1 protein-coding gene is annotated in these 278 nt (G+C 55.4%); it reads right to left on the bottom strand.

Annotation, left to right across the window (positions count from 1 at the left end; translation table 11 throughout):
- On the bottom strand, positions 1-278 hold a 278-nt coding region (locus AAEY75_RS14850), incomplete at both ends, for a cytochrome c biogenesis ResB family protein (RefSeq protein WP_352259999.1).

Below are 278 nucleotides of genomic sequence, written 5' to 3'. Positions count from 1 at the left end.
TCTCGGGTCTGCGTCTTGCCGCCCATGGTGAGGTCGACAGTGGCGTCGAAGGAACGGGCGGCGCCGCGCTGCACCGTACCAGTCTCAAAAGAGACCACGAATTTGCGCAGCTTCATGGAAAACGGGGTGAGATTATCGGTATCGACCATCGCCCCAGCCTTGAATTCGTCGTACTGAGTGATGCTGTTAGAAAAACCCTGACCCTCCACAACGACAGAAGTTCCCTTGAACCCCCATAAAGTGTTCCAGCCGACGCCAACAAGGACAAAGACCAAGAA

The organism is Psychrobacter sp. TB55-MNA-CIBAN-0194 (assembly GCF_040309505.1).
GTDB lineage: Bacteria > Pseudomonadota > Gammaproteobacteria > Pseudomonadales > Moraxellaceae > Psychrobacter > Psychrobacter fozii.
This window is presented reverse-complemented; position numbering and strand designations above follow the sequence as displayed.